The sequence below is a fragment of the Deltaproteobacteria bacterium genome, assembly GCA_003696105.1.
In the GTDB taxonomy this organism is placed as follows: Bacteria; Myxococcota_A; Polyangia; order Haliangiales; family J016; genus J016.
The window spans coordinates 21,940-28,755 of record RFGE01000239.1; the positions used below are offsets into that span (position 1 = coordinate 21,940).

Sequence of the window (6,816 nt, forward strand, 5' to 3'; positions counted from 1 at the left end):
TGCGCTCGGCGCGGCGCGTTCGCCACCGCGCGGCCGCCGCCGCCGAACGACCTTGATCCCGGTGATCGGGACGGCCTACACTGCGGGCCGAACCGACCGGGAAAGGATTTGCCCATGAGACTAGCCAAGTATGTACCTCACGTTCTTTTGACCGCCGTCCTGTGCGTGCCGGCGCTCGGCTGCGGCAGCAGCAGCGGCGACGACGACGACGACTCCACCAACTCGATGTGCTACGAGGATCCGGCCAGCTGCGTCGATCCGACCGGCACCGATCACAAGTACGTCGCCGACTCCATCACGATGCCGGCCAACACCAACCAGGCGCAGCAGCTCGGAATGGACCTCGACGGCGATCCGCAAGGCCGCCCCGACAACGCGCTCGGCCAGATCTTGTCGACGCTGTCGCAACAGGGGGACGTCGGTCTGCAGGACTCCATCGACGAGAACATTGCGACCGGCGACCTGATCTTGCTGTTCAACCTCAAGGCGACGGCGCTGACCACCGCGTCGGACGCCGGCGGTTGGATCTACCTGGGCGCCAACCCGCAGCCGACGCCCTGCACCGACCCGATGAACCTGGCCACCTGTGGCAAGCACCTCGACGGCAACGGGATGTTCGACGTCGCCGCCGACTCGCCGCGCAACGCCGTCCTGCACGGCAACATCGTCGCCGGCAAGTTCACCGGCGGCCCCGGCCGCGTCACCCTCGAGCTGAGCCTGGGCGACGGCGACCCGGTCGTGCTCAACCTGATCGGTGCGCGGATCGAGGTCAACGCGTCCGACACGGCCCTCACCAGCGGCAAGCTGGCCGGCGCCGTCACGCAGGAGGAGTTGGACAACAACGTGTTGCCCGCGATCGTCGACGTGATGGCCACGTCGATCGCGGAAGACTGCGCCGGAGGCACGCCGCCGGACTGCTGTATGCCGGACAGCACGGGCGAGACGCTCGTCGATCTGTTCGACGACTGCTCCGACGGCAGCACGACCTGCGACTGTCAGGTATCGCTCGACGAGCTCAAGAACAACGACCTGATCAGCTCGTTGCTGTCGCCCGACGTCGACCTGCTGGACGCCAGCGGCAAGTTCAACCCGCGCGACGACGGAGTCAAGGACTCGCTGTCGCTCGGCGTCGGCTTCACGGCGGTGGGAGCGAGCTTCGACATCCCGTAGCGGGCGATCCGGATCGCTCCCGATCGATCCGGCCGTCAATGGACGACGGAGCGGCGGCGCCGGGCGGAGGCTCGGCGCCGCCGCCGTTTTCGGCTCCCGCGAGGCCGGCGCGGCGATGCATCGCGCGCCCACACGCCGAGGTCGCGGTAGACTGCGCGCCATGCGCTACGCAGTGATCCTCGCCGGCGGCGGTGGCACGCGCCTGTGGCCGGCGAGCCGGGCCGCGCGACCGAAGCACCTGTTGCCCCTGGGGCCCGACGGCGCGTCTCTGCTGGCGGCGACGGCGCGCCGCGTCGCGCCGTGGCGCACGCTGGTCGTCACTGCCGCCTCGCAGGTCGACGCCGTGCGCGCCGAACTCGTCGGCGTGCGCAGCGACGACATCCTGGTGGAGCCGGTCGGTCGCAACACCGCCGCGGCGCTCGGCCTGGCCGCGCGCGCGCTCGTCGCGCGCGATCCGGACGCCGTGCTCGCCGCGGTCCCCGCCGACCATCACGTCGCCGACGAATCGGCGTTTCGCGCCGCCATCGACACCGCGATGACCGCGGCGGAGACGGACGACGTGATCGCCACGATCGGAATCGCGCCGCGCACTCCGCACACCGGCTTCGGCTACCTCGAAGTGGGAGCCGACCGCGGCGACGGCACCCGCGAGGTGATTCGTTTCGTGGAGAAACCGGACGCCGACACGGCGCGCCGCTACGTCGCGTCGGGCCGCTATTTGTGGAACAGCGGCATGTTCGTGCTGCGCGCGGCGCGACTGTGTGACGAGCTGCGCCGCCACATGCCGCAGACCTGGGCCGCGCTCGAAGCTGGCACCGACGAGGCCTACGCCGCCGCCCCGTCGATCTCGATCGACTACGGCGTGATGGAGCGAACGGACCGCGTCGTCACCGTCCCGGCCGACTTCGGCTGGCACGATGTCGGCGCGTGGAGCGCGCTTTCCGAGGTCGCGCCGGCCGACGACCGCGGCAACGCCGCCATCGGCAACCTCGTCGCGATCGACGCGGCCGACAACGCCGTCTACACCGACGACGGCATCGTCGTGCTCGTCGGCGTCGAGGGCCTGTGCGTCGTCCGCGCGGGCGACGCGGTGCTCGTCGTGCCAAGCGACCGCGCGCAGGACGTCCGCGCCGTGGTCGATCGGTTGCGCGCCAGCGGCCGGACCGACTACCTATGACTGAAGTGAACCCCGACATCTTTCGTGCCTACGACATCCGCGGGGACGCCGACCGCGACCTGGCCGACGACGTGTGCCGCGCGATCGGCCGCGCCTTCGGGACCGTCGCGCGGCGCGCAGGTGCCACGTCGATCGCGCTCGGGCGAGACGCGCGACTGTCGTCGCCGCGCATCCATGCGGCGGCCCGTGACGGACTGGTGTCCACGGGCATCGAGGTGGTCGACGTCGGCGTGCAACCGACGCCCGTGCTGTACTTTGCGCCGCACCACTTCCGTCTCGGCGGCCACATGATGATCACCGGCAGCCACAATCCGCCTGGCGACAACGGCTTCAAGTTGGCGTTGGCGTCCGGACCGCTGTACGGCGACGGCCTCGCCGCGCTGCGCGCGCAGATCGCAGCGGGCGACTTCGACACGGGCCGGGGGCGCGCGGTCGACCGCGACGCCCTCGCCCCGTACATCGACGCATGCGCGCGGTCGTTGCGGCTCGGCCCGCGCCGGTTCGGCGTCGTGGTCGACGCCGGCAACGGCGCGGGTGGCCCGGCCGCCCTACGCCTGTACCGAGCGCTCGGGTTCGACCCCGAGCCGCTATACTGCGAGCCTGACGGGCACTTTCCGCATCACCATCCAGACCCGACGGTGCCGGACAACTTGCGCGATTTGTGCGCGCGCGTCGCAGCCACCGGTGCCGAGGTCGGCATCGCGCTCGACGGCGACGCCGACCGGGTGGGCGTCGTCGACGGAACCGGACGAATTCTGTGGGGAGATCAACTCATGATCTTGTTCGCGCGCGCCATCTTGCGCGAGCGACCGGGCGCGACCTTCATCGCGGAGGTCAAGTGCTCGCAGGCGCTGTTCGACGAAATCGAGGCCGCGGGCGGCCGCGCGATCATGTGGAAGGTGGGCCACTCGTTCATCAAGGCGAAGATGAACGAGGTCAGCGCGGCGCTCGCCGGTGAGATGAGCGGCCACATGTTCTTCGCCGACCGCTACTTCGGCTACGACGACGGGATCTACGCCGGCGCGCGTCTGCTCGAGCTGCTGTCGCACTCCGACGTACCGCTCTCCGAACTCGCCGCCGCGCTGCCGGCCGCGGTCAACACCCCGGAGCTGCGCATCGACTGCCCGGACGGGGACAAGTTCGCGGTCGTCTCTCGCGCTGCCACGATCCTCGCCGGCCACCCGCAGGTGCGCCGCATCGTCGACGTCGACGGCGCGCGCGCGGTGTTCGACGGGGGCTGGGGGCTGATCCGCGCGTCGAACACCGGGCCGGTCCTCGTCCTGCGGTGCGAAGCGGTCGACGCCGAACGGCTGGCCGAGATCCGCGCCATCGTCGAGGACGCCGTCCGTGCTGCGCGGGAGCAGGTGTGATGGGCGGCGCACACCGACTGCCGGTCGCGGTCGGCGTCGACCTCGGCGGCACCCATCTGCGAGCCGCCGTCGTGCAGGGCGACCGCATCCGACTGCGCCACCGCGAACCGGTCGGAAACGACCGCGACCCGCGGTCGATCGCGGCGCGCATCGCTGCGTTCGTCTCCCGCCATGCGCCGCCCGGCGCGCCGGTCGGCGTCGGCGTGGCCGCGATGCTGCGCGGGTTCGACGGATTCGTCGCGCACTCGCCGCACCTCGGCTGGCGCGACGAGCCGTTCGGAGCGGCGCTGCGGCGCCAGTTGCCAGGTCGGCCGATCGGCGTCTACAACGACGTCAACGCCGTCACCTTCGGCGAGTACGCGGCGGGCGCGGGCCGCGGATCGCGCGACGTGGTCGCCGTGTTCGTCGGCACCGGCGTCGGCGGCGGCGCGGTGCTGTCGGGCCGCCTGCTCACCGGGTTCAGCAACACGTGCGCCGAACTCGGCCATCTCAAGGTCGTCCTGACCGACGATGCCCGGCTGTGCAACTGCGGCCTGCGCGGCTGCGTCGAGGCGTACTGCGGCGGCAGTTACCTGCTGGCACGGTTTCGCGAAGAACTCGCCGCCGGCGCCCGGTCCGCCGCGGTGGACCTCGCCGGAGGCGATCCCGAAGCCGTGACGGCAGCCCACGTCGACGCCGCGGCGCGCGCCGGCGACCCGTGGGCCGCGGGCCTGTGGCGCGAGATCGCGCCACTTTTGGGCGTCGCGATCGCCAACACGTGCACCGCGTTCAACCCGGAGGTGGTCGTGCTCGGCGGCGGCGTGATCGACCGCGCGCCGACGCTCACGCAGTGGGCGATCGATGCCTGCATGCGGTGGGTCAACCCGCCGGCGCGCGTCGGCCTGCGCATCGAGCGCGCCGCCCTGGGCGACGACGCCGGCGTCATCGGGTCCGCCCGGCTGGCGGCCGAGGGCGTCCACTGCGCCGCGGCGTGAGGTCACCCGTCGACGCGCAGGTCCCGCGCGAGCCGCTGCACCTCGGCGCGCGTCAGGCCGGTCGTCGCCGTCAGCCGTAGTTCCGGACGGCGGCCGCTGCCGAGTTCGGACACCGACAAACGCAAGATGCCATCGACGTTGATCGTGAAATCGACGGCGACGAGCACCTCGCCGGCGGGCGCGCGCGTCAGGCCGGTGCACAGGTAGCGGCTCAGATGACGGTTGTCCTCGACGTTGCGCGACTCGCCCTCGTACACGTCGATGACGATCTCGTCCTGGTCGTCGCGCGTCGTCGCGATGATCTTGTGCTCGCGCGTCGGAATCGTCGCATTGCGCGGGATCACCACCTGATAGCGACCCCCGGCGTCGATGCCGAGCGCCCGCGACGTCACGTCCAGCAGCACCACGTCCTCGATACGGCCGTCCAGGATCGCCAGCTGGGTCGCCGCGCCGATCGACACGATCTCGTCCGGGTTGACCACCTTGAGCGGCTGGCGGCCGAAGATCGCCGCCAGCCGCGCCTGCACGGCCGGCATTCGCGTCATGCCGCCGACCAGGATCACCGCATCGATGTCGGCCGGCGTCAGCCCACAGCGCGCGATGCACTCCCGGCACGGCGGCTCGAGGCGGCGCAGGATCGGCTCCGTCCACCGTTCGAGTTCGTCGCGCGTCACGGTCCGCTGGACGTGAACGGGTTTGCCTCCGGCGTCGACGCCGAGGTGGCGCAGGTCGATGCGCGCCTCGCGCGCCGCGCTCAGTTCGTGCTTGACCGCCTCGGCCGCCTCGCGCAACCGCTGCAGCGCCTGCGGTTCGGCGGCCACGTCGAGGCCGCGTTCGCGCGCCACATCGTGCGCGAGGTTTTCGACGATCGCGCGATCGAAGTCCTCGCCGCCCAAGAACGCATCCCCGTGGGTCGAGATCACCTCGAACACGCCGTCCTCGACGTTGACGATCGATACGTCGAACGTCCCGCCGCCGAGGTCGCACACGGCGAAGCGCCGGTTCGCCCCGCGGTGCGCGCCGTAGCCGAGCGCTGCCGCCGTCGGTTCGTTGACCAGCCGGCGAACGCGCAAGCCGGCGATGGCCGCGGCGTCCAGCGTCGCGCGGCGCTGCTGGTTGTCGAAGTACGCCGGCACGGTGATGATCGCCTCGTCGACGGCGTCCCCGAAGTGTGCCTCGGCCACGGCCCGCAGCTCGGCGAGCACGTACGCCGAGATCATCTCCGGCGCGAGCAGCCGCCCGCCGACGAGAATGTGAGCATCTCCGTTGGGCGCGGGCGCGACCCGGTACGGCAACGTGCGCGCGAGCGCCTGCACGTCCGGATCGTCGTAGCGTTTGCCGATGAGCCGCTTGGCGGCGTAGACGACGGCCCGCGGGTGAGTCACCGCGAGCCGCCTGGCCGGCGCGCCGACGACGACGTCGCCGGACTCGCCGTCGAACGCGACGCACGACGGCGTCGTGGAATCTCCCAGCCGATTGCGGAGGATGAGCGGCTTGCCGCGCTCGTCGATCGTCGCGACGACCGAGTTGGTCGTGCCCAGATCGATCCCGATGGTGCGCTTCGCGGTCATCGCCGCCACCTCCCGAACAGCCCCTTGCTCCGCTTGGACGCTCGGCGGGTAGACAGCGCCTCCCGCGCCTCGGGACAACCGGGGTCGTGGCGCAGCGCCGTCTCGAATTGCGTGGTCGCCTCCACCGGCTTGCCCTGCTCGGCCAGCTCGTGGCCGCACGCCACATGGTAGAGGGCTCGCAGCGCGCGATTGCGCGGGTCGATGCGCAGCGCTTCCGCCAGCCGCTCGACGGCGGCGGCGTAGTCGTCGGCGTCGAGCGCAGCGCGCGCCTCCTGCTCGAGCGCGAGCACCGCATCGGTCACCGTGGAGACCGGTGCGACGACCGCGGCGGCCCGCGCGCTCGCGTCGTCGATGTCGCCGAACAGGGCGTCGGCGGTCAGCGGCACCGACGGGATGGGCTCGGTCGGCCCGTGGTCCGCCGCCGGCTCCGGGTCGCCCGTGCCAAACAGGACGACCGGCACGCTGTCGGCTCGAACCGCCCGAGCGGGCGGCGCGGGCGGCGCGGGCGGCGCGGGCGCCGCGGGCGCCGCGGGCGGCGCGGGCGGCGCGGGCGC

General features: G+C 72.1%; 6 protein-coding genes. 4 read left to right on the forward strand and 2 right to left on the reverse strand.

All coding sequences use genetic code 11. The annotated features are described in order from the left end of the window. Positions 1-147: 147 nt before the first annotated feature. The 4 genes from D6689_15610 (at position 148) to D6689_15625 (ending at position 4,691) form a co-directional block, all read left to right on the forward strand. Positions 148-1,170 (forward strand): hypothetical protein, encoded by a 1,023-nt coding sequence (locus D6689_15610; protein ID RMH39808.1) that lies wholly within the window; start codon positions 148-150, stop codon positions 1,168-1,170. A gap of 160 nt (positions 1,171-1,330) precedes the next feature. Continuing rightward, positions 1,331-2,347 carry a mannose-1-phosphate guanylyltransferase gene (locus tag D6689_15615; protein ID RMH39809.1) on the forward strand — a complete coding sequence of 339 codons (1,017 nt, stop codon included), beginning with the start codon at positions 1,331-1,333 and terminating at the stop codon, positions 2,345-2,347. Next, on the forward strand, positions 2,344-3,717 hold the full coding sequence (locus D6689_15620; GenBank protein RMH39810.1) for a phosphomannomutase/phosphoglucomutase: 1,374 nt from the start codon (positions 2,344-2,346) through the stop codon (positions 3,715-3,717). Before D6689_15615 ends, D6689_15620 begins: the two co-directional genes overlap by 4 nt. Next, a complete protein-coding gene (locus D6689_15625) occupies positions 3,717-4,691 on the forward strand; it encodes an ROK family protein (GenBank protein ID RMH39811.1) in 975 nt (324 codons plus the stop codon). Before D6689_15620 ends, D6689_15625 begins: the two co-directional genes overlap by 1 nt. Positions 4,692-4,693: 2 nt before the next feature. Here the strand turns inward: D6689_15625 and dnaK are convergent, their stop codons facing one another. Both dnaK and D6689_15635 read right to left on the reverse strand, forming a co-directional pair. Then, a complete protein-coding gene (gene dnaK, locus D6689_15630; protein RMH39812.1) occupies positions 4,694-6,271 on the reverse strand; it encodes a molecular chaperone DnaK in 1,578 nt (525 codons plus the stop codon). Next, positions 6,259-6,816: hypothetical protein (locus tag D6689_15635; protein RMH39813.1), on the reverse strand; the 558-nt coding region annotated here is incomplete at its 5' end. The genes D6689_15635 and dnaK, both read right to left, overlap by 13 nt.